17 protein-coding genes are annotated in these 20,692 nt (G+C 52.2%); 6 read left to right on the forward strand and 11 right to left on the reverse strand.

The genetic code is table 11. The features are described 5' to 3' along the window. Positions 1 to 7 precede the first annotated feature (7 nt). The 6 genes from ACIPL2_RS08795 (at position 8) to ACIPL2_RS08820 (ending at position 9,026) form a co-directional block, all read left to right on the forward strand. Complete coding sequence (locus ACIPL2_RS08795) at positions 8 to 1,951, forward strand: type VI secretion system tip protein VgrG (RefSeq protein ID WP_401355034.1); 1,944 nt, start codon at positions 8 to 10, stop codon at positions 1,949 to 1,951. A gap of 165 nt (positions 1,952 to 2,116) precedes the next feature. Beyond that, positions 2,117 to 4,744: a chitinase gene (locus ACIPL2_RS08800; RefSeq protein WP_401355037.1), complete on the forward strand. Its 2,628-nt coding sequence runs from the start codon at positions 2,117 to 2,119 to the stop codon at positions 4,742 to 4,744. A 21-nt stretch (positions 4,745 to 4,765) separates the two neighbouring features. Beyond that, complete coding sequence (locus ACIPL2_RS08805; RefSeq protein ID WP_401355040.1) at positions 4,766 to 5,269, forward strand: hypothetical protein; 504 nt, start codon at positions 4,766 to 4,768, stop codon at positions 5,267 to 5,269. Positions 5,270 to 6,241: 972 nt separating this feature from the next. Beyond that, a complete protein-coding gene (locus ACIPL2_RS08810; protein ID WP_401355042.1) occupies positions 6,242 to 6,541 on the forward strand; it encodes a HigA family addiction module antitoxin in 300 nt (99 codons plus the stop codon). A 20-nt stretch (positions 6,542 to 6,561) separates the two neighbouring features. Continuing rightward, entirely contained in the window at positions 6,562 to 8,283 is a 1,722-nt protein-coding gene (locus ACIPL2_RS08815; protein ID WP_401355044.1) for an Eco57I restriction-modification methylase domain-containing protein, read from the forward strand. 2 nt (positions 8,284 to 8,285) lie between these two features. After that, entirely contained in the window at positions 8,286 to 9,026 is a 741-nt protein-coding gene (locus ACIPL2_RS08820; protein ID WP_401355046.1) for a PaeR7I family type II restriction endonuclease, read from the forward strand. Positions 9,027 to 9,444: 418 nt separating this feature from the next. Here the strand turns inward: ACIPL2_RS08820 and ACIPL2_RS08825 are convergent, their stop codons facing one another. The 11 genes from ACIPL2_RS08825 to ACIPL2_RS08875 form a co-directional block, all read right to left on the reverse strand. Next, positions 9,445 to 12,465, reverse strand: a complete 3,021-nt coding sequence (locus tag ACIPL2_RS08825; RefSeq protein ID WP_401355049.1) for a conjugal transfer protein TraG N-terminal domain-containing protein — start codon at positions 12,463 to 12,465, stop codon at positions 9,445 to 9,447. Next, on the reverse strand, positions 12,465 to 13,892 hold the full coding sequence (locus tag ACIPL2_RS08830; protein WP_401355052.1) for a conjugal transfer protein TraH: 1,428 nt from the start codon (positions 13,890 to 13,892) through the stop codon (positions 12,465 to 12,467). Before ACIPL2_RS08830 ends, ACIPL2_RS08825 begins: the two co-directional genes overlap by 1 nt. Then, positions 13,876 to 14,949 carry a conjugal transfer protein TraF gene (traF, locus tag ACIPL2_RS08835; protein ID WP_401355055.1) on the reverse strand — a complete coding sequence of 358 codons (1,074 nt, stop codon included), beginning with the start codon at positions 14,947 to 14,949 and terminating at the stop codon, positions 13,876 to 13,878. The genes ACIPL2_RS08830 and traF overlap by 17 nt, the downstream gene beginning before the upstream one ends. Before the next feature lies 1 nt (position 14,950). Continuing rightward, entirely contained in the window at positions 14,951 to 15,244 is a 294-nt protein-coding gene (locus ACIPL2_RS08840; protein ID WP_401355058.1) for a hypothetical protein, read from the reverse strand. A 497-nt stretch (positions 15,245 to 15,741) separates the two neighbouring features. After that, a complete protein-coding gene (locus ACIPL2_RS08845) occupies positions 15,742 to 16,734 on the reverse strand; it encodes a hypothetical protein (RefSeq protein WP_401355060.1) in 993 nt (330 codons plus the stop codon). Positions 16,735 to 16,875: 141 nt separating this feature from the next. After that, entirely contained in the window at positions 16,876 to 17,280 is a 405-nt protein-coding gene (locus ACIPL2_RS08850; protein ID WP_401355063.1) for a hypothetical protein, read from the reverse strand. Between the two features lie 22 nt (positions 17,281 to 17,302). Continuing rightward, positions 17,303 to 18,028 (reverse strand): hypothetical protein, encoded by a 726-nt coding sequence (locus ACIPL2_RS08855; protein ID WP_401355065.1) that lies wholly within the window; start codon positions 18,026 to 18,028, stop codon positions 17,303 to 17,305. 115 nt (positions 18,029 to 18,143) lie between these two features. Next, on the reverse strand, positions 18,144 to 18,440 hold the full coding sequence (locus tag ACIPL2_RS08860; RefSeq protein WP_401355068.1) for a hypothetical protein: 297 nt from the start codon (positions 18,438 to 18,440) through the stop codon (positions 18,144 to 18,146). Beyond that, positions 18,440 to 18,883 carry a toprim domain-containing protein gene (locus ACIPL2_RS08865; protein WP_401355216.1) on the reverse strand — a complete coding sequence of 148 codons (444 nt, stop codon included), beginning with the start codon at positions 18,881 to 18,883 and terminating at the stop codon, positions 18,440 to 18,442. Before ACIPL2_RS08865 ends, ACIPL2_RS08860 begins: the two co-directional genes overlap by 1 nt. After that, positions 18,771 to 19,529, reverse strand: a complete 759-nt coding sequence (locus tag ACIPL2_RS08870) for a hypothetical protein (RefSeq protein ID WP_401355228.1) — start codon at positions 19,527 to 19,529, stop codon at positions 18,771 to 18,773. Before ACIPL2_RS08870 ends, ACIPL2_RS08865 begins: the two co-directional genes overlap by 113 nt. Beyond that, positions 19,526 to 20,074 (reverse strand): SIR2 family NAD-dependent protein deacylase, encoded by a 549-nt coding sequence (locus tag ACIPL2_RS08875; RefSeq protein ID WP_401355070.1) that lies wholly within the window; start codon positions 20,072 to 20,074, stop codon positions 19,526 to 19,528. Before ACIPL2_RS08875 ends, ACIPL2_RS08870 begins: the two co-directional genes overlap by 4 nt. Positions 20,075 to 20,692 lie beyond the last annotated feature (618 nt).

Genomic DNA, 20,692 nt, shown 5'->3' on the forward strand with positions numbered 1-20,692 from the left:
AGTAAGGATGTTCTTGCCGGCCAATACTGCTCAGTTCACGTTGCATATCCCCACCCTTCACCACGATTTCAAGGTGCTGGCCTTCGATGGCATCGAGGCAATTAGTCAGCTGTACGCCATTCGAGTAGAGCTCGTCAGCGAGAACCCTAACGTGAACCTGGAAAGTCTGCTCGGCCAGCCCGCCTTTCTACAGTTTGGTTTAAATGGCGAAGGCATCCATGGCCACATTGAGGATATGAGCGTAGGTGATTCGGGTCGACGTGCTACCCGTTATCAGTTAAGCCTAGTTCCGGTCCTTTATTACCTGCAGTTCAGTTACAACCAGCGAATCTTTCAGAAGCAGACGGTACCGGCCATCATCTCGCAGGTCCTCGCTGGTCACGGCATTCAGACCGATGTGTATAGTTTCAACGTCCGTAGCAGCCCCGAGCGGGAATACTGCACGCAATTCGGGGAAAGCGATTTCGAGTTTGTCCAGAGACTCTGTGCTGAAGACGGGATTGCCTGGCACCATCAACACTCGGCTAACGATTATCAGTTGGTGTTCACCGACGATCAAACCTTTTTCCCCCTACTCGGCGACACGCCGTATCGACAAGCCGAAGGGACCGTCCCCGATCATCCGGTGGTCAAGCGCTTCAAGCAACGTTTCAGCAGCCGAACCAACCGGGCCACGCTCCGCGATTACGACTTTGAGCGCCCCAGCCTGGTGCTGGAAGGCCAGTTCACTGCCGAATCTAATCCCGCGCTTGAGGATTACCGCTACGGTCGCCCGATGACGGGGTTGGATCGCGCCAAGGCCCTGGCCAAGCAAGCGCTGGAGCGCCACCGCAGCGACTACCAGTTGATTGAGGGTGAGAGTGACCAAGCGATGCTGCGCAGCGGGCATCTATTCAACCTGACCGAGCATCCGCGTCAAGCGTGTAACGATCTATGGTTGTTGCTCAGCGTGCATCACGCTGGGAAACAACCGCAAGCATTAGAAGAGGCCTATGCGGACGACGTCCCGTCAGAGGATGGCTTTAGCCAAGGCTACCGCAACAGCTTCACGGCGATTCCATGGAATGTGTTCTATCGTCCGCCGCTGCTCAGGCGTAAACCGATCCTGGTCAGTCAAACTGCGCACGTGACCGGGCCGACGGGTGAAGAGATTTTTTGCGACGAGTATGGCCGGGTGAAAGTCCAGTTTCATTGGGATCGCACCGGGCGCACCAGCGATAAAAGCAGTTGCTGGGTGCGGGTCGCGTCTAACTGGGCTGGAAATAATTTCGGGGCAGTGACCATCCCGCGCGTGGGCATGGAAGTCGTTGTGATCTTCAACGAAGGTGACCCCGACCAGCCGCTGATTACCGGTTGCGTGCCGAACAAAATCACGCCCGTGCCACACCTGTTACCGGCGAACAAAACCCAAACGGTGCTGCGTAGCCAGAGTTCACCGGCCAGCGGCGGCTACAGCGAACTCATGATTGAAGACCGTGCCGGGCAAGAGAAAATCTTCCTGCGTGCCGAACGGGACATGGAACAACTGATTCGTAACGACAACGAGACCACCATTGGTAACGACCTCCGCCAGCAGATCACCCGCAATAGCTATAACGTTATTGGCGGCGAGGAAGAGCACCACACCACCGGACTGCGCAACACAGTGCTGGGCGCCGATGACCGTACCAGTGTGATGGGTAGCAGTTACACCCACACCGGCGTGACCCACGTTATCCAGGCAGGTGATCAGGTGCATATCCAATCCGGAGCCAACGTAATTTTGGACGCCGGCGCCACGTTGACCCTCAAGGGAGGGGGGCAGCACCTTGTACTAAATCCCGATGGAATTTTCAGCAGCGTAAAAATCGATTTGGGTGGTGAACCGATACTAGGTGTCCCGGCTCTCGGGGAACTACTGGATGAAATAAAGCCAAGCTTGCCCCCTGCTTCTTTTCGGTTCTCCGGTTAACCCCTCTTCATCTGGGTTAAAAGGACAACGAACTTGAATGTTTCAATTGGCGTGTCGCGAACCGAAGGGACGTCGGTGCCTAAAAGATCATTTCGCCTCGAGGCGCCGCGCACATAAACCCAGCGTGTACGTCCCCCAGTTCCTGCAATACGGAAGATTTTATTAATGATCAAGTTTCACTACCCATTCAGAAAACCCGACAAAACGCCGTTTACGGATGTTAACGAACTTTACCAAATTCTCGAAAAAGAAACGTCGGGTCATTACCTGCTGGGGGCTCACAATTTCTGGCATGGCGGAATTCACATCACGGACCTAAGCGCGCCACAATGTGTGCGGGATGATGCGCTGTGTTGCATCGCCGATGGGGAGGTCGTGGCGTACAGACTCAATGACGAATACGGGGAAGCGACCTTTGGGGATGGTGAGACGGCCAAAAAGCTGAAGTATTCCAACTCGTTCTGCCTGGTGCGTCATGAGTACCAATCAGCGCCCAACCCGGAAGAAGGGGTCAACCAGGGCAAGCAGAACAGCCTGACGTTTTACAGCCTGTACATGCACTTATTGCCCTACAACCACTACCGGTTATCCCCCGAGGAGCAACCGAAACCTAAGGTAACCATGAATGTGGGTGACTTTTACGCCTACGACGTCGCCCCCGCAGCAGGACCCAAGCCTCCTGCTTGCGGAAAGCTCTGCAGCGGCACCAAACTGGAGATTCTGGATAGGGCCGAGAACGCCAGTGTAACTTATGCCAAAGGCAAGATTATTGCCGGCAGTGTGAAGGACGGAGTGAGCAAAACCCGTGACGTCGGAGCTGAAGTCTGGTTCGCTTACCTAGACAATGGTGCTCCGTACCGGAACACGGCCGGCAATAAGATTTGGACAGCCGACGTCCTACCTGAGCGGGCGAGACCCAATTATTGGCACGGCAGGGTCAGAGCCACGGCGACTCAAAAGTTACCGCTGTATCAGGATCCGGTGAATCCAGCCGATGGGCAGCCTGCGGGCGCGCAAATAGGAAGCAGGGTGTTGTGCGAAAGCAGCGTAGTTGAATTCGATAGCCGGAAGGTTCTGACCTTGATGATTGGGAATCAGCCGCGACGAATGGCTGTATGTACGCTGGTCAGCGGTGGGTGCTGGGGACCCGAGTCGGTTCCTCCGACGTTTTGGACGATTGTTGAGAATGAGCGTCCGAACAAATTTGTTCAGTGGGAGACGGTAACACCAACAAATTTTAATGACGTCGTCTCCACCAGTGTCCGTATCAAGGCGGGCGATCCGATTGGTTACCTGGGTTACATCGAGAACATCAAAAATGAACAAGGTGAGATAGAAAGCAACCATCAGGTGCACCTCGAGCTTTTTACCACTGACACCGACGTTAAAAGTTTCTTGCAGAACTCAGCGGGCTTAAAAACCGGCAAACAGTACCTGCATTTGCCTAGCGCAACGGTGCTCAAGAGAAAAGCACCGGCCACGGAGTCGCTAAGTCTGACCAAAAAGCATGTTATTGACCTCAGCGCTGCTCCGGTCATCCTGGACGGCGGGGAGGATTGCTACGAAGTAAGCGTGGTTGAAAATGGTCAGTCAGTCTCCGGGGTGCTAAAGAAAAGTGATGCCGAAATCATCACCCAGCACGATTGGGAAAAACTCGGCTTCCAGATTGTCGAGGAGAGCAACGCCATGGCAGATGGCTTTCTCGACCCGGATGACATGCCGCAGTTCTTTAGGGAACTCTTTGCAAAAATCGATACCAACGGCAATCGCATCGTTGAACCGGACGAACTCAAGGTGGCACTGATGAACCCGGCCACGCGTGACCAGTGGTCGAGGCTGGTTGCTCATCATCCGACCGAGTGGAAAGAAAGAGCCGATTCGCCCAAGTGGAGCAGACTGGATCAGTTGCTGGCGACCATTCCGAAAACACTAAAGCATGAAAAAGAAAGGATCGATAACTTCGTGTTCTGGGACCAACTGGCAGGACGAGCTCAAATGGCGTCGAGCTTAATTTGGCATTTTCACCCAGTTGAATTTATCAGGAATATGAAGGCTAAGGGCACTTTTGAGTTCACATTGGAAATGATGAGGAAAATTTATCCTTCTGTAGGTCCCTCCAAATACTCAGATCTTCAGGCCATTGCTGATGAGCTTAATACGCATACTGAATTTTATAAATTAAATACGCCATTACGCAGAAGCCACTATTTTGCTCAAGTCATGCAAGAAACAGGAGCATCCTTAACCGTTGAAGAGGTATTTGTTTGGAAGGCATCTTCCCTTATTAGCAGTTTTTCATATTTTGCGGCCCATCCTGCAGCAGCTCGCGCGCATGGTTACGAAACTACAAAACCAATAAAGGCGGACGGTACAACCATAAATCAACGCGATTACGAGGCCGTAGCGAACAGTGCTTATGGCGGGCGAGTAGAACTTGGGAATGGAAACTACGCTAGCGGTGATGGTTGGAAATATAGAGGGCGCGGGCTTAAGCAGCTAACTGGAAGAGCTAACTATCGTAGTTTTACTGAATGGTCTCGTCGTAACGCTAGCGAATGGCCAAATGAAGAATATGATTTCGAAGCGACGCCTGATCTACTATTGCAAATGAAGTACGCCGTTCGCTCAGCAGGGTATTTCTGGGTCTCGAATCGCTTGCATCTCAAAGCCGATATTGGGGCTACTGATACGGCAGTCGATGCAATTACGGATGTCGTAAATCTACGGACGAACAGTCGTGCCGCCCGAAAAGAAAATTTCAAAAAAATATGGGATCAGGGAATTTTTAATTAAGCTTTAGTCGAGGTGTTGTGCATGAATAAAAATAGCAGGATTCAATGTATTATATTTTCGTTAGCAAGTTTTTCCATTGCTGGAAATGTATACGGAAGTGATGAGACTGATATCGTTTTGTGTTCTTCTACTGAAGAGATTTATTTTAGCTGCCCTCTTCCTCAAGGCAAAATAGTTTCTGTTTGCGGACATAAAAACAACAAGCCGAGCGAAGGTTATGTTCAGTACAGATATGGAACTCCTGAAAAAATAGAGATGATTTACCCCCAAAGTAAGATTCCACCTAAAGATCGGTTTTTTATAGTTGAGGCATCGGAAGGGAGCGTAAATAAGGATATTATAAAATTTCACAATGGGCGCTATACCTATATAATTGCGCAAGCATTCGTTAGTTATTTAACGGTATTGAAAGATGGGAAGCTAATATCAAGAAAATCTTGTGGCGAGGGTGGGAAAGCTTTTTTAAGCCGATCCGCTCGTATAGGTATTGAAACAATTCCAAAAAGCGATGAAGACTTTCGCTAAAACAAGCAAGTATGAAGTCCCGATAGTTTATATCGGGAATCACACTTAGGCTGGGAAGGTAATTAATATAAAGTATGCTCAGGGGCGTCATACTGCTGATTCTAATATGCAGTGTCGACAGAATTGCCCTCAAATATTCTTGCCGGGATGAATATTTCGCTGCTTGGACAATTGGCCACTTTGAGGTTTTTAACTAAGCGTCCTCGCGCCGTGAAGGCGCTTTATGTATTGAAGTGCTTGCTGATTATTTTTCGGCCCTCGCGCCACTAAAGCGAGGGCGATGATTTGATTGAAGATAGTGCGCCATAACCAAACCCAGTAGCTCTATTGACTTATGCTAATGCTTCTCCTTAGTGCTAGCCAATTGCGTGCAGTAATTGCTCACGCACATTGCGACTTTGTTCGTCCCTCTTCTAAGCAATCAGGTATATTCCTTTACCACCTGATTTTTTAGATCACAAGTTACCAATTATACGTTTCTCTTTGCTATCATCGTTGCTCACCCGGTCTCCGCACTTGTATTCAACGGCCATCAAACGTCCATCCTTAAGCGGATTACGAAGTCATTATACAAACTCTGGTTCGCTGTCGGCATCCAGTACTGAGTCGCGTGCAAGAGGTTACGCACCCAAAAATCGACTTCTTCCAAAAGGTCAATTGCTTTCGCGCAATCAAACTCCTCCGTCACAACACCTTTTGGCGTCTTCTACGGCAATATACCCGGGATGGGTAATAGTGCTCTTGAACCAATACGGACCCTGATAGTACGAAGTAGCTGGATGGACACATACCATTGTCCGCCGTGGGCGTTTTAGGCTTGTGGCGAATTTATCGCGAATCCGCCCGGCTCATAGGTCAGCCTTTCAGGAGTATGGCAAGTCATCTGGGCTGGTCTGCTTTCGGGCTCTGAGCACATTGACAAGTGTCGCTTGACGCTTGACCATTGCGCGTCCTGGGGATGGGGGAATCGCGATGTCCGTCAATGAGCAACATCCTGGCGTGCTGGTGCGGCAAGAGTGTCTTGAACGCAGCGGCCTGTCCGTGACCGCCGGGGCTGAATTCCTGGGAGTTAGCCGACAGGCGCTCTCCAATTTATTAACGGGTAAATCCGGAATTTCTCCAGAGATGGCCATTCGGCTTGATCTGGTGTTTGGTGGCAGTGCCGAAACATGGCTCCAGCGCCAATTAAAATTCGACCTGGCCGAAGCAAGGAAACGCACCGCCGCCATTAAAGTTCGGCCCCTTAACGTACAACCGAATGTTCATATTTAATTCAGATACTTCAAGGTCCCATGACAACATCTCTTAACCTCCATCAGATTTCACTCCCCGACCTCTGTCCTGTTACGGCAGCCGTCCATGAACTGGCGACCACGGGTGGTGTGGAAGCACGAGGGGCTATTTTTACCCGCAGAAAGGTTGTCGAGTTCATCCTGGACCTTGGCGGTTACAGCAGCGACCAGCCATTGCACCGCCTTCGCTTGCTTGAACCGTCCTTTGGCGGTGGCGACTTTTTGCTGCCGGCAATCGAGCGTCTGCTGCAAGTCTGGCAATCCAGCGATGGCAATGGCGATGCGCTCGGTTCCTTAGGTGCGTGCATTCGGGCTGTCGAGCTGCACCAGGAAACTTTCGTCCAGACCAAGGCTCTGGTGATCCAGTCGTTGAAAGATTCGGGGATTCCCAGCAAAGACGCTTTGGCGCTCGCTGACTGCTGGCTCATCCAAGGCGATTTCCTGCTGGCCGAGATTCCGGGGCAATTCGATTTTGTCGTAGGCAATCCGCCCTATGTGCGGCAAGAGCTGATCCCTGACGTGCTGATGGCCGAATACCGCTCCCGGTACAAAACGATTTATGACCGGGCTGACCTCTACATTCCCTTTATCGAACGGTCGCTTAACCACCTCACGAAGGGCGGCAATCTGGGCTTCATCTGCGCAGACCGCTGGATGAAAAACCGTTATGGCGGACCGCTTCGCCATATGGTTGCCGCTGGCTTCCACTTGAAAGCCTATATCGATATGACCAACACGCAGGCGTTCCATACCGATGTCATCGCCTACCCAGCGATTACCGTGATCTCCCGGCAAAAATCCGGACCGACGCGGATCGTGCACAGCCCCTCGCTGGACCGTCCGCACCTGAAAAAGCTTGCAGCCCTTTTCGCTGAGAGGACCCTGCCGAAAGACGAGGACTCCATACGCGAGATCGCCTGCGTCACGTCAGGCGATGAACCCTGGATTCTGGAGTCCTCGGATCAGCTGAATCTGGTTCGTCGTCTTGAAACTGTGTTCCCGACTATCGAAGAGGCAGGGTGCAAAGTTGGTATCGGTGTGGCCACTGGCGCGGATAAGGTTTACATCGCGCCCTTCGATGCGCTTGATGTCGAGCCGGACCGCAAGCTGCCGCTCGCGATGACCCGCGACATCGTCAGCGGGCATATTGAGTGGCGCGGCTACGGGGTCATCAACCCCTTCCAGGATGAAGGCGGGCTGGTCGATCTCGAAAAATATCCGCGCTTGCGGCGCTACCTGGAGACCCACAAAGAAGTCATCTCCAACCGGCACTGCGCCAAAAGCCAGCCGTCCAACTGGTATCGCACCATTGACCGCATTACGCCTTCGCTAGCGCAAAAGCCGAAGCTGTTGATTCCGGATATCAAGGGCGATGCCCATATCGTCTATGACGAAGGTACGCTGTACCCCCATCACAATCTGTACTTTATCCTCTCGGACGATTGGGACCTCAAGTCCCTTCAGGCGGTGCTGCTTTCCGGCATAGCGAGACTTTTTGTATCTGTCTACTCGACCAAAATGCGTGGCGGATATTTGCGCTTCCAGGCGCAATATCTACGTCGTATCAGGGTTCCGCTCTGGAAGGACGTTTCTGAAGCCTTGAGGAAAGAGCTTTCCGAAGCTGCCGGGAAGCACGATATCCCGGCCTGTAACCGCGCTGTTTTTAAACTATATGGACTCACTCCCGAGGAGTGCGCCGCCCTTGGTGGAAATGGAGAATAATTGTGCCGCTAGACCTTGTTGATTATGAGAGCAAGACTCCTGACGCTATAAAAGCCTTCTGGCAGAGCAGGGACGACGCCAGGAAAAAGCAAATAGAATCCGGCAAAGCGGATCAAGGCGAGCGCGCCGGTGTAACCGGCGGCAAGAATATGGACGGCTTTACCGATCTCATCACGGAGATCGTAAAGAAAAACGGCCTGGCTCACGCACAGATTCATCAGCAAAAGGCTGCTCTGACGCTTCCTGGCTACTTCAGGCCCACCAAGCTCTGGGACATTATCGTCATGCACAAGGGCCAGCTGATTGCCGCCATTGAGCTCAAGAGCCAGGTGGGTCCGTCTTTCGGGAACAATTTCAACAACAGAACGGAAGAGGCCATCGGCACAGCACACTGCCTGTGGACTGCCTACCGTGAAGGCGCGTTCGGCAAGCAACCCCGGCCTTTCATTGGCTGGCTGATGGTGGTCGAAGATGCCCCAGGCTCGCGGACACCCGTTCGTGACAGGTCGCCTCACTTCCCGACGTTCAAGGAGTTTAATGGTGCATCCTATTTGAGCCGGTACGACATTTTGTGCCAGCGGCTCATGCAGGAGCAGCTCTATTCTGCTGCCTCTCTGATCGCCTCGCCGCGTGACGCTGTGGGCTCAGGAGTGCACGGGTCTCTTTCCGATTTGACCAGCCTCAAAACCTTTGTTACCAGTCTTGCAGGACATGTCGCCACCGTGGCGGCGCAGCTGGAATAATCCAAACTACCGACCGCAATCCAAATCGGTGCAAGATTGTGTAAAGTGATTACAAGCTTTGTCTCTGCGTGCTTGTTCACGATACGCGATTCCTTCCGGACTGACTTGCCTGCGCCAGCTGACTAACATTGCTTTGTTGACGCCCACACCGGGGGAAAATGAACTATTTTTGACCCTTTTTTACACAATTCTTATCCCATTATTGCCCATTTTTATCCATTTCTCACACCAGGATTCCCCAATTTTCTGAGGGGTTGGAACTTTTTACAAAGCCTCCAATTCAAACGGAGGCGCCGTCCTTTCGGGATTTAGCTCTGTCCCTAGATTCGGAAAATTGCCCCATCCCCCCCACCGGCTTTAAAAGCCGGTTTTTTTTCGTAACGAGGGTTCAATTTACTGCCGCGGAACTGAGGACATGTCAGCGACCGACATTATCTCGCTGATTCAGCGTCAGAATGTCTGCAAGGTGCCCACCAGATCCATTGTCGTGTAGCCCTGCCTCAACCAGCTGCTTATACATTCCATCGGACAAGTCCTTATCCATATGATTGGCAGCAGCATAACTGTCCCAACGTTCCCTTGAATTATCAGTTAGGCCACCAACTCTTGCTGTTGCAAATACATCTGCCTGGGCCTCATTCAGACCCAGTTGTTCACCTTCGTGCATGTACTCCTCACGTGTCGCGCGGGTGCCCAAAGCCGCTCCGACGCCATTGGAGGCCGCAGCGAGTATGCCAAACGAGGACTCACCTCGATCGTTGAGTTCGGTCGCCGAACCGCGGATACGATCAGCTGCTCTATCCGCTGCAGGATCCAATGCCTTTTTCGCGTAAACCTCAGAGTCGTTTTGCGCAATCCCATCATTGTGAGCATGTTTAGCTGCGATATTTTGGTGAGCATCCGCAACGGCAGCTGTCTTCTCCGTGTTAAACCGAGAGTCAAATGCTCCTGTGTCAACCATGTGGCCTGCGTTGCTTGTCTCCGCCTCCAGATTGCCAACCGCCGGTGAACGCAAATTCGCATTCTTGTCATAGTCGACGGTGGCTCCAGTCAAAGCCTCGAAATCATGGTGTTTGGCCAGGGTGTACAACGCTGCAGCTGTATTCGCACGGTTGGGATCCAGCATTGTTTGACTGAACATCTGCTGGTTCTCCTGAAACTCTTGGCCGTACTTGTTCATGGCGTCACCGACAACGGCCCGATCCCGGCCTTCGTTGATAACCTTGCCCGTCAACGAATCAAGCTTCATGTCCTCAGAGTACCCATAGGTATTCGCCAAGCCGCTAACCTTCTGATAGGCCATCTGATCGTTGATGGTTTTCTGGGCCGATTGCGAAAGGCTATCCTGGTCAGCTTTCGAAAGGCTCGAGCGGTCAGCGCTCTGGAAATTCTTGGCCAGCGTAGTGCCATCGGTTTTTTGAAGTGCGCTTTTGACAGTCTCTCCAAGGCCAGACGATTTGACCGCAGACAGCGTATCCGCATAGGCCTGGGAATCAGACCGCGTTGACTGATCAGTACTTGAGGCTGTTGCCCCAGCACTCAGCCCAACGCCTCCGTTGATACCTGCTTTAACACCTGCAGGACCTCCATCAACGCCTGCAGCTGCAGTGGCACCAAGCTTGCCATCGACGCCACCGCTCAGCGCAGTGCTCGCGATAGCCGCATCGATGTTGCTAGCGCTGTACCCTTGAGATCTGAGCGAATCGTACTTCGCCTGGAAACTCGCGCTTTTATCCAAGCCGAGTGATGTTTGAAGCGAATGCCCAATATCCGCAGCTTCACCGATTGTCTTCGAGTTATCGAGCGATCTGCCCATCGTGCTCGTGAATTGCTTAGAAAAGGCCTGAGAGGAGCCCTCTGAGGTCGCCCTTGAACTTTGAACGGATTCGCTCAGCATGGACCCGACTGAAATGTTGCCACGCTGATTTTCCGATCCGTTGATGCGTACGCCCTTGTCGAAGTCGCCAGTTGCGTAGGGCGTAGTCTGCAATCCAGCTGCAGGGGTTACGACATCAGGGCTGGCAATTTTCTCGTTAATTTGGTCAGAGCCACTCATCCGTCCTGCGATCCCAGAGGCAGCAATCGCTGTACCGGAGACCAGGAACAAACATATTGCTGGGATGGAGGAGGCCATTAACCCCGCGACACCAATAGCCTGTTCAAGAGCAGGCCCCATCTGCTTGAGCATCTCGAACGACACCCCAGTTCCGCCAACGTCGAACGACGACGTCTGGAGAATGGACTCCATAGCACTCGCCGTGGACGAGACCGTGTAAAGGTTCACAATTGCCAATGCCGGCATCCAGAGCATCATCCAGGCCAGCAACATCAAATATTTGCTGATCAGGCCAATACCAAAACCGCCCATGGTAATGAGGAACGCCATCAGCGGAGTGATGGCATAAATGAGGCCTTCAAAGAAGGTCATGAATGGCCGAACATACTTCGTAAATTGCGTTCCTTCGGCTGCCCACTGGGTGTTTTGCTGAGCCATGGCCTGGCCCATCATGACGCCATACGAGCCCTGCAGATCCTCTACTGCTTTTTGACCAGGTGCTTGAAGAAATATTGGATAGAGAACCGAGGCCATTGTGTAAGCCCGGGCGTCGGTCGCTGACATATTCAGCGCGTACAGCGAATCACCAATGCGAGAGGTCACCGCATCTGGATCGACAGTCTTTCCTGGACGCTTGAAACCCGCAGTTGCGATCTCGGACATGACGTTATCAGTTGCTGAGTCCGTTAGGTTAACAAGCGCTGTATGTGCGTCAGAACAATTGAGCGTTCTACCCCCAACTGGACCATCGAAAATCTGCGTGTAATAAACGCTGCTGCTAAACCGTGCAGCGCCCATTGGGTCGTTCGCCCGGTATAGGTCGGCATAATCTTGGAGATCAGTGCCAAGCATGGGCAGCGTGCATTCACGGAAATAATTAGACCACGAGTTAACCAGGTTTTTATTGGGGCCCAATCCATTGGTGAACGATGGAATAGACATCAAATTACCAGTCACTGAGCGAACTTTCATCAGGGTTTCAATCGGGTCCGCAAAACCGTACTTTGTCATCGCAGGTGTTGAGAACGCCTGCTCAAAGAGATTTGTAAGATTATAACCAATATTTGAGATGATCGACCCAACAGCTAGGGGACCTAGCGGGACGTTATCAACCACCGCAACATCGCCGTCATACACGTCCTCAATGATCGCCCGCCCAGAAGGGCCGTACATGGCCATGTACAACACCAGGCAAAAAAGCAGTTTTTGGAATGGAATTGCGGTGTTATTGAAAACTGCTTGAAAGCCCAAGATAAGGGCTCCGATCGCAAACCCGATTTTGGCCAGAGACTCAATATCACCGGTGCCGCAGATCATGGCAACTGAGTTCAAAACCTCCTCGAGGTAAACTGCAGAGCCAACAGAATAAATTGTGAACTCCATCAGTTTGGCCTCACAGGATTAGCGCCCATCGTGGCGATAAAATTGGGTGGCGGCATGATCTGCATGCGCACCTGATAGTCCTTGGCCATATCATTTTCATTGCCATATTTTGACAGCAGTGATTGGTGCTCTGAGGTGAGACGAGAGCGAGATTCAGACAGGAAGTCCTTACTTGTTTCACCTAGCTGGTCAACCATTTTTCCTTTTTTAAGAACTTCTGAGGCTACGTTGATATACGACTCAGCAAGGGAGTGGGCGCCCTCAAGAGCAAGCATTTTGGAGTGCGCGCTAACGAATCCCTTAGCCATGTACTCACTATGTTGGGCAAGCCGCTGAATCATCGCGGAAAATCCTGTTTTTTGTAGCGCCCCAATAATCGCTACTTCATCAGAATTGAACGGACCGGCGTTGTTGGCCCACTTAAACACAATGCCTGGGGAGCTCGCATTACCATTAAAAAGCTTCAATATTTTTTCGGCCAAACCATCAAATGCTATTTGCTGAGTTTTAATAGTCATGCAAGCATCTTCGTCGCTGGAGCAATCGTAAATTGGCACAGTGTCTGTTTTTTTGCCCTCAACTATGTCCTGCAAAGTAATTGACGTAGGACCATAGAACTTGGTTGTAGGGACTTTTCCTTTTCCATCATCGGCATTCTCGAGTGCGGTGATGAGTACAGTTCCCGTCAAGGACATAATCATCTCATCAGTTTGGCGAGATCCGTACTGGAAGAATCCCCTGGCATTATTTTGTGCCATAGCGCACCAGATGACGTTGCCAATGTCCTCACAGGATTTTGCTAACCCAGCGTCACTTTGCTGCTCCTTTGGAGACTTCGAGGTCAGGCTACCGGGCATGATCGAGGAAAAGGCATCGCCGATACCCCCAGTCACGTTGATATTGGCCGCTCTCATCGTTTCTTTAGATGTGAAGGAACTGAAGGCGTCTGTGACCAGGCCCTGGGCAAGTTGGCATGAATTGGACATCAGGCTATTAATGTCCTGCATAACCTCTTGAAGGTTCTGGATGACGTTGTGGACAGTTGGCCCCATAGCGTTCAATGCCAGTTTAAACGCGTAGCCAGAGGCAACGCCGACAGCGTTAGACGCGACCGATCGCAACGCTTGAACGAATTGTTGGGCGTTAATGAATGAGAATGAACCTGCGAACATGTCAATCCCGCCACAGCCAGCCTGGAAGGAGGGCGGTCGAAAGTTGACGATTGGCGTGTTGGATATTTTGTTTCTAACTCGCAATGAACCGCCAGTAATAACACCACGCGTCGCTGTTTCATACGCTCCCGGTTCTGTGCTATTCGACATCGAATCGAACATGGAATCCAGTTGCGACTGAATGTCAGCATATGCTCCCGACGGAGCTATACCGATAGCCAAAGCCAGAATCATTGATTTACTGTTCAATCGCATTAGGGGTCTCCACGTCAATAGCCTTTCTTGCCAACTTGGCTTTCATACTTTGCACGAATCTTTGAGGGTCATTGAGAAGTTCCTCATCAATTCCGTCCGAGTCATCAATCGACAGAAGTCCGTTGTCGAAAAACGGCTGCGTGCTCGCAAATGTTTTATGGTCGATAATCCCAGCGTCTCGCGTGGCCATCAGAATTCGATTGAACAGCACGTCGAGCGTAATGGCGCCGTATCCCACGATTGCTGTGCCTTGAGGGGGCATGGCCAAGGCGAGGGCAGGGGTCTGAAAGATCTCAAGTTTCTTGGCCTGGCCATCGTCCACCCGATAGTCCGGAAACGCGTTGTTATCCAACGGCCCGCCATCAAGCGAAACTGGAATGATGTTTATGCCAGTCGAAGTTGTGAGCGATTGCAGGACGTTTGCCTGTTCGGCACACAGCATGCAGTTTGATTTGAAGAAAAAGAAAACCCCAACCCTGTCAGCCAGGCTGCGAAGTACCTTGTCTTTGTTGGCCGTCACTTCGCGATTCATTGCATTTGCTGCATATGTCGCGACTGGACGCCGGCTATCTTCGTCGAGGAAAGGATCCTTCATGATTGCGCGCGACGAGGCCTCGGAGAACCGCGACGCTTTGTCCATCATTACGCGTTGAAGGTAGTAATAGGCCTGAACGTTCGCATCGGTCGGGTTGTCGATGGCTCGGTCACGGTACTTCGGCAGGTTCTTCTTGATCCAGGCAACACTGAACACCTCTGGACCTTTTGGGGCCGGAGGTTCGACTTTTTCTTCCGGAGGCGCCGGCTGGGGAGGAGGCGCCGGCTGGGGAGGAGGGGGCGGTGGCGGAGGCGGAGGCGGGGGAGGAGGCGGCAACTCCTTCTTCGGCTCCTCTTCTTCCTTAGGTGGGTCCTTGTACCAGAACCACCCTTCGGCCTTTCCCTTGTAATAGCTGCTGCCGCCGGCGGCGGGCAGGGAAGATTCTTCTGGCCTCTCACTTGCGTTTACGACGTGTGTAAGCGCAGCTATCACCGCAGCGCTTAAAAGTATTGTGGGCCTCACGTCAAACCCCCTTATCAAGGAAGCTTGCGACGGCCTCAGTACGGTATACCCAGAACCGACCAGACTTTTTACGAGCAGGGTAAATCGCCTTGACCCACCCCAGGTGCTGATAGTCGGCTGCACCAATTTTTTTCCGGAAGTAGGTCACTGAGTAGTTCAACTCAGCTGCTACCTGGACAACGGACATATGATCGCCGTACATACGCATAAGACGCTGTAGGGTGGACTCGTTCTTTTTCTTGCTGCCAGCTGCAGCAGATGACTGTTGGCCACGACCTTGCGAGATCTGAAGCATCTCCACTCCACACATTGAAATCTGATGTTTCAATGCTAGGGAATGAGATCTACGAATAGCGGCCAATTGGGCCCAATCCGGGGGGCAGTAATTACAGCGGGCAAAGCCGAGGAGCGGTATTTGGTTGCTGCAGGTTCTACAACCATTGAGGTCCTAGGACGCAGAGCTCGACTTAATAAGGAGCCCGGACCAAAAGCACATTACACGACGACTTCTTGACCCATCCGGCAAGATCAAAAACACGCCGGTGTCGCAATCCAAAAACCAGATGAGACAGTTCCCGGCGGCGGGGACCACGTGTCCTATCGCAATTTTTAAAATGGTGCCATCCTAATAATTAGGCTGCTATCTAATTTAACATAATGTACGTTATACGTAATCGCGATAAGAAGGCACGAAGGTATTCCACGTGGAAATAACACAGCTAAAAATCAGACAACCGCATTTAAAAACTAGAGTCCCCGTAAAGGCCCATAACGCAGCTCATTGCCACGCCTTCAAGCGCGGTACCAAGTTGGCCGCGGCCGGCCACCTCCTTCCCATCGAGCGGCGAGCTCATCAGGAGTCATGAACCAAGTCTTTTGGGCGCTAGGAATGTCGCTTATGCGAGTGAGGAAGCCGTTGTCCTCAGTCACGACCAAGGCCGGCAGCATCAAAAACCGATAGAAATCAAAATCAATTCCATCATTTCGATTGTTGTGCGAGGCGGGAGAATAGGCCCGCTTAGATTTTCGTGTCCTTACCCATTGCCGATAGAGGTACCTTATTTGAAGATCACATCTCGCGCTCATTGAGACACCTGCGACTTTACGATCTGCATCAAGGGCGGCTAAGGCATCTTCAAGTACTTTGCCTTCTAATTCCTTCAAATTATTTAGTGCTAGAAGCTTCTGTTGAAATTCACGCAACAAATTACTTAAGGCCAGGGCATGAACACCGCTATGACTTTGTAGTTCAGTTATGCGCCTCTTTACTGCTGCAATTTCAAGAGCAAAATGATTATCAAATTTTTGAAAGTGCGCAGCCCACTCTTCTCGCTCCTCCTGGAGTATTTTCTCCACTCTTGATAGATACTGAGCGACTTTAGGTTCTAATTGAACTTTACAAAGTTTCTGCCATCCGTCCTTTGAAAGCTGCCTTACTTCGACAGCGCACCACGGCTCCTTACCGTTAATCCCAAGCATCCCTAAGATGTCCTTCTTCCCAAGGATTATAGGATAATCGGGGTCTATAAAGGTCTCAAGGCCCTGAATCATGCGGCTGAAACAACCATCACTCATTCCGCCCACAGGCTTTGTAATCTGGTTCAAGAGCTCCGCAAATGCCCCATCCGCGAGTGCAAACGTGTACTCACCAGAAAGAGCCATATTGCAAAATGTACCAAGCCAGTCCGGCCATGTGGTGGATTCCCCTAGTTTACGGGCGACATTCGTATCGAGGACAACTATGCACTTTTCTAACGGAATAATGTGACGCTGACTATATTTCATTTTTAAGAAGGGCCTTTCGAGCATTTCTGTAAATTATAAAAGTTACTCAAAGCTGCTGCCCTTTAACTGACCCGACGATCAAAACACAACGCCGATCAAAATAATAACTCGAACAAATCTCTATTTAGTACAGTTATTATTTTACAGCTCCAGCAGGTCTAGAATTTCCGATCCCAGAATTTGAAGTCCAGTTTCCATGCTCGTGAACTCATCAATCCGTCCGATGAAGGTAGCGTGGTTGTTATCGAGCCCATTTTTTGCACCAATCAGTCCAACCGTCAGCGGCAGACCACGCTCGTCGAAAGACACCTGGCACCGAATCAGCCGGTAAACCTCACCGTCGCGCGCGCATTGAAGGTAAGCCCCTTCCCCGAACCCGGCCTCTCCGAAGATCTGGTATGAGATTCCTTGCATGATATGGGGTCTTGAGACCAGGAAGCTAACGACGTCATCCCGGGAAAGATTCTTTGCTTGCTCCCACCCTTCTGGATCTACTGATCTCAACAGCGCCAGAAGCTCAGCTCTCAACCGCTCCACGTACGCCATTACCCTCTCCATCGCGAGCTCATTACTCGACTCGCTGAAAAACCGTCATAGCAATAAGGCCCTTCCCGTCAGCGGTCGGTCGAGTGGTTATATGCCAGCCCGACGCAGTGCCTAGATTTCTCACACCCTTTTGCTGCTCACCATACCGGCGAACCTTGTCTTTCTCCTGCTTCGCAGTCAGCACTTTTACCCTATCCGCCTCCCGAACAATCCGTGTCAGCCTGGAAAAAACGTTGTCGAGCTTACACTCGCCCTTCGTTTCATCCAGATACTCGATAACGGCATGGTACGTGAGGTAGATGCGACCAAAGGTAGGATTATCGACGAAAGGTTGTGGCGGTGGCTCCCCGTCCCATCTCACGCAGATGCCTGGATGCTCCTCCAACACCCACGCCTCCCCTTTCTCGACCGAGATGTTGTCCAAGCCGAGGAGTTGTGTCCGGAGAGCGTACGCGTATTGGTAGAGCTCTTCTTTTGAGCTGGTCACAAGCAGGAGACGCTTAACAGCGCCACGGGAAACCACGAGCTTCAAATTACGTGAGGTTCGATTTGACCCAGCGAGCTCCAGCCAGATCAGGCAGCACCAGGCGCCGTACAGTTCTACGAAGTCCAGGGCATTTGGCCCGAGGTCTTTTGAGACATGTACATCCACAGTGCGGAAAAAACGATCATCGCCATTGAACTTAACCTGGTACAGGCCTGGCGTATCGGTTGCTGAGGTGCTGAGCTTGACCACTTTGAATGTCATTATTCGGATCTCGATTGCGATGCTTGAAGACTCGCACGTCTTACTGGAATGCAAGCGGACGATTCTACCCGACTCCTGATCGATCTCATGGCCATAAAAAAAAGGGCCAGCTAAATTAGCCGGCCCTTTTGGTTTCTTGCATGCGGTCGCTAGCGACAATCTTTTCGAGAATGTCGGCAGCCTCCATTATGTATGGCCCTTCAAAGATGACGTTAAGTCCATCTTGAAGGGCCTTTGCATGGGCCATGATGTACCGACGCGACGCCGGTACCCGGTACCGGCTTACCAACAGCAATCGGTAATCCCCTGCGCTCCCACTAAAACCGCTGGGCGGTGAGAATGGGTCGAGGGCATTGGCGCCTGGCGAGGTGACAACACGCACTGGGTCATACAGATAAGAGGTGACGCTCATCAAGCCGCCCTCCTCATCTGTGGAAACCCCATACATCCAAGCTGCACCAGCACATCATTCCAGTCGACCGACTTTTCGCCTTCCTGCAGCGGCAATGACGGAGTCAATATCTGAGCTTGGATACCCTTCTCCCAGAGACGCTTTTTCAGGTTCATGCCCGCCTCTTCGCCGCGGCCGGAATGGTCCTTGTCGATCCAGATCCTGACGCGTTTAGTGCGAGGGCCAGGCTCGAACCCCTCCAACAGCGTTGCATTCACCAGCGAGTGAACCTGCACTGCGAAGTTGGTACCGGTTTCTATAGCCCAAGCTGTTTCCAGCCCCTCACAAACGTCAATTTCCTCCTTGTCCCAGGCCCCAACGAAAATGCCACCGCCAGTAACCAGCTTGTCGGTAGGATACCCATCCAACCAAATCCCTGAGTCGTTGTTGCTCTTGGCCTTCAAACTCGTCGGAGGAGCCGTACGGCGCACGCAACGACACACGTGGCGACAGTAAATCCCTGAGCTCCAGACGCAGGGACGATGTAAGCCCATCACGATTGAATCGGTTTCGCCAACGGTATAAATCGAGGGCCCGCGGACCGACTTTGACGCGGCCACCGAGCAGCAGCCGCCATAGAGTACGCATCAGAGGCCCGGGCACCGCATTGGGAGCACCGGCTCGCATGCGGGCCAGTTCGTCGGTTTTACCTTCGCGCTCGAGTGTGGCCACCTGTTCTAAGCTGTGCTCGATCCCTGAGGCAAAATTGACGTGCAAACGGCCGCCCCAATTGATGATCCAAAGCAACAGTGCAGGATCATTCAGGTGGCGAGTCAGCCACCGCGCCAAATGCCCCATCATCGCATCCCACTGACCGCTGAAGCCGTCGCTTTCTACCCCGCTCATGAAGGGCGCCAGCGGGTAAGGCAAGGGCCTACGCATCAAGCTGAAGGCAAGCTTTTTATCCAAGCGGGTATTCGGAGGAACGCCATACCGGGCCAGGTCGATATGGCCGAAGCGGGCCTCACTCAACGGCGTTAGCCAATCCAGCGAAGGCACCGGCTCCAGATCGGCAAAACGCTTGGCAGGTAGGCCGTGTCGGTCACTCAACGCCCAAAGCAGGCGCCCACGAAATCATCCTCCTTGGTACTTGCCAGAGGGCGAGCAATCGCGCTTTCAACAACGATGCGCTCCTTGCCGCGTACGCCGTCGCGGTAAGTTTCCGCCCATGCCTGCAGGGTCTTGTGCAGGTACGCATGACGGCGGTGTTCCTTATAGAGTATTGGCGTGACGTTCTTGGCCTCCCACTCGTTGGCGCGATCTTCCTCCCCGCCTTGAGAGTAACTGCCAAACGCGAACATCTCCGGGGACGATTCACCGAGCAAGCGGTCGGCAGCGAGAGCATCCATGATGTAACGAAGAGCAGGGTCGGTGATGCTATAACTCACGAAACAGACGGTGTAATTGCGGAACAGCTCGCTGACTAAACGTGACGCCCATCGTTCAGTGAGGTAGGCCAGGCCAAAATCACCGCTGGAAATCACCAGCCGATCCAGTTCACCCGCAGTGGGCGCTTCGCTCAGCAGGCCATGTAGATACACCAGCTCCCAGCGGTTTTTTGGCACGGGTAGCAGAGGTGCTTGGTAGGGATGCACTGGAAGGGGCGCCGCGGATATCACCTCTTCGAATAAACGGTCGAATGGTCGTGATCAACCGCATGCGCCCATCGCGAGTCCTGCCCAACGTTCAACAGGGCTTGGTGAGTGGCGGTGGCTTTGGGCGAGCTGAGGTCTGGATTAAGAATGTCAGCCATTGTCCGCCGAACTCTCTCGCGCCCGACGTCCGCCTCCAGCAGCGCAATGGCGGTGTCATACTGCTGGGATTTGATTGCCGCTTGCTGCACCGCACTCTGTAGCCGTGAACAAGGCTATTGCGGTAGTCGTTCAAATCTTCCGCAGCGTTCGTAGCGACTTTCAGCACGGCATTGCGTTTGTCGCTGAGCTTGGGGTTCCCACCACCAAGCATCTTGAATTGGTAGTCAGACTTCGGCTTTTCGGCAAAAAGGACGTCTTCCTGCCACATCAGTTTCTGAGAGTGCCCAGAGTGTACGCTCAAGCGTTGTCTCGAAGAGACCAAATGCAAACACGTACAAGCGAGTTTGAATATCGAGCGATTCCGCGGGGTAGTGGTGCATACGGCTTATCCAGTCGTCTTGGCTTTATGGCGATCACGATATCGGCTGCACAGCAAATAACGCACGCAAATTTTAGGGC

The organism is Pseudomonas sp. NPDC086251, from assembly GCF_044746405.1.
Taxonomy (GTDB): domain Bacteria; phylum Pseudomonadota; class Gammaproteobacteria; order Pseudomonadales; family Pseudomonadaceae; genus Aquipseudomonas.

Excerpts from the sequence above, each read along its gene's own strand:
- ACIPL2_RS08795 (WP_401355034.1), top strand. The coding sequence starts at position 8 with ATGTTCTTGCCGGCCAATACTGCTCAGTTCACGTTGCATATCCCCACC.
- ACIPL2_RS08800 (WP_401355037.1), top strand. The coding sequence starts at position 2,117 with ATGATCAAGTTTCACTACCCATTCAGAAAACCCGACAAAACGCCGTTT.
- ACIPL2_RS08805 (WP_401355040.1), top strand. The coding sequence starts at position 4,766 with ATGAATAAAAATAGCAGGATTCAATGTATTATATTTTCGTTAGCAAGT.
- ACIPL2_RS08810 (WP_401355042.1), top strand. The coding sequence starts at position 6,242 with ATGTCCGTCAATGAGCAACATCCTGGCGTGCTGGTGCGGCAAGAGTGT.
- ACIPL2_RS08815 (WP_401355044.1), top strand. The coding sequence starts at position 6,562 with ATGACAACATCTCTTAACCTCCATCAGATTTCACTCCCCGACCTCTGT.
- ACIPL2_RS08825 (WP_401355049.1), bottom strand. The coding sequence starts at position 12,465 with ATGGAGTTCACAATTTATTCTGTTGGCTCTGCAGTTTACCTCGAGGAG.
- ACIPL2_RS08830 (WP_401355052.1), bottom strand. The coding sequence starts at position 13,892 with ATGCGATTGAACAGTAAATCAATGATTCTGGCTTTGGCTATCGGTATA.
- ACIPL2_RS08840 (WP_401355058.1), bottom strand. The coding sequence starts at position 15,244 with ATGCTTCAGATCTCGCAAGGTCGTGGCCAACAGTCATCTGCTGCAGCT.
- ACIPL2_RS08845 (WP_401355060.1), bottom strand. The coding sequence starts at position 16,734 with ATGAAATATAGTCAGCGTCACATTATTCCGTTAGAAAAGTGCATAGTT.
- ACIPL2_RS08850 (WP_401355063.1), bottom strand. The coding sequence starts at position 17,280 with ATGGCGTACGTGGAGCGGTTGAGAGCTGAGCTTCTGGCGCTGTTGAGA.
- ACIPL2_RS08855 (WP_401355065.1), bottom strand. The coding sequence starts at position 18,028 with ATGACATTCAAAGTGGTCAAGCTCAGCACCTCAGCAACCGATACGCCA.
- ACIPL2_RS08860 (WP_401355068.1), bottom strand. The coding sequence starts at position 18,440 with ATGAGCGTCACCTCTTATCTGTATGACCCAGTGCGTGTTGTCACCTCG.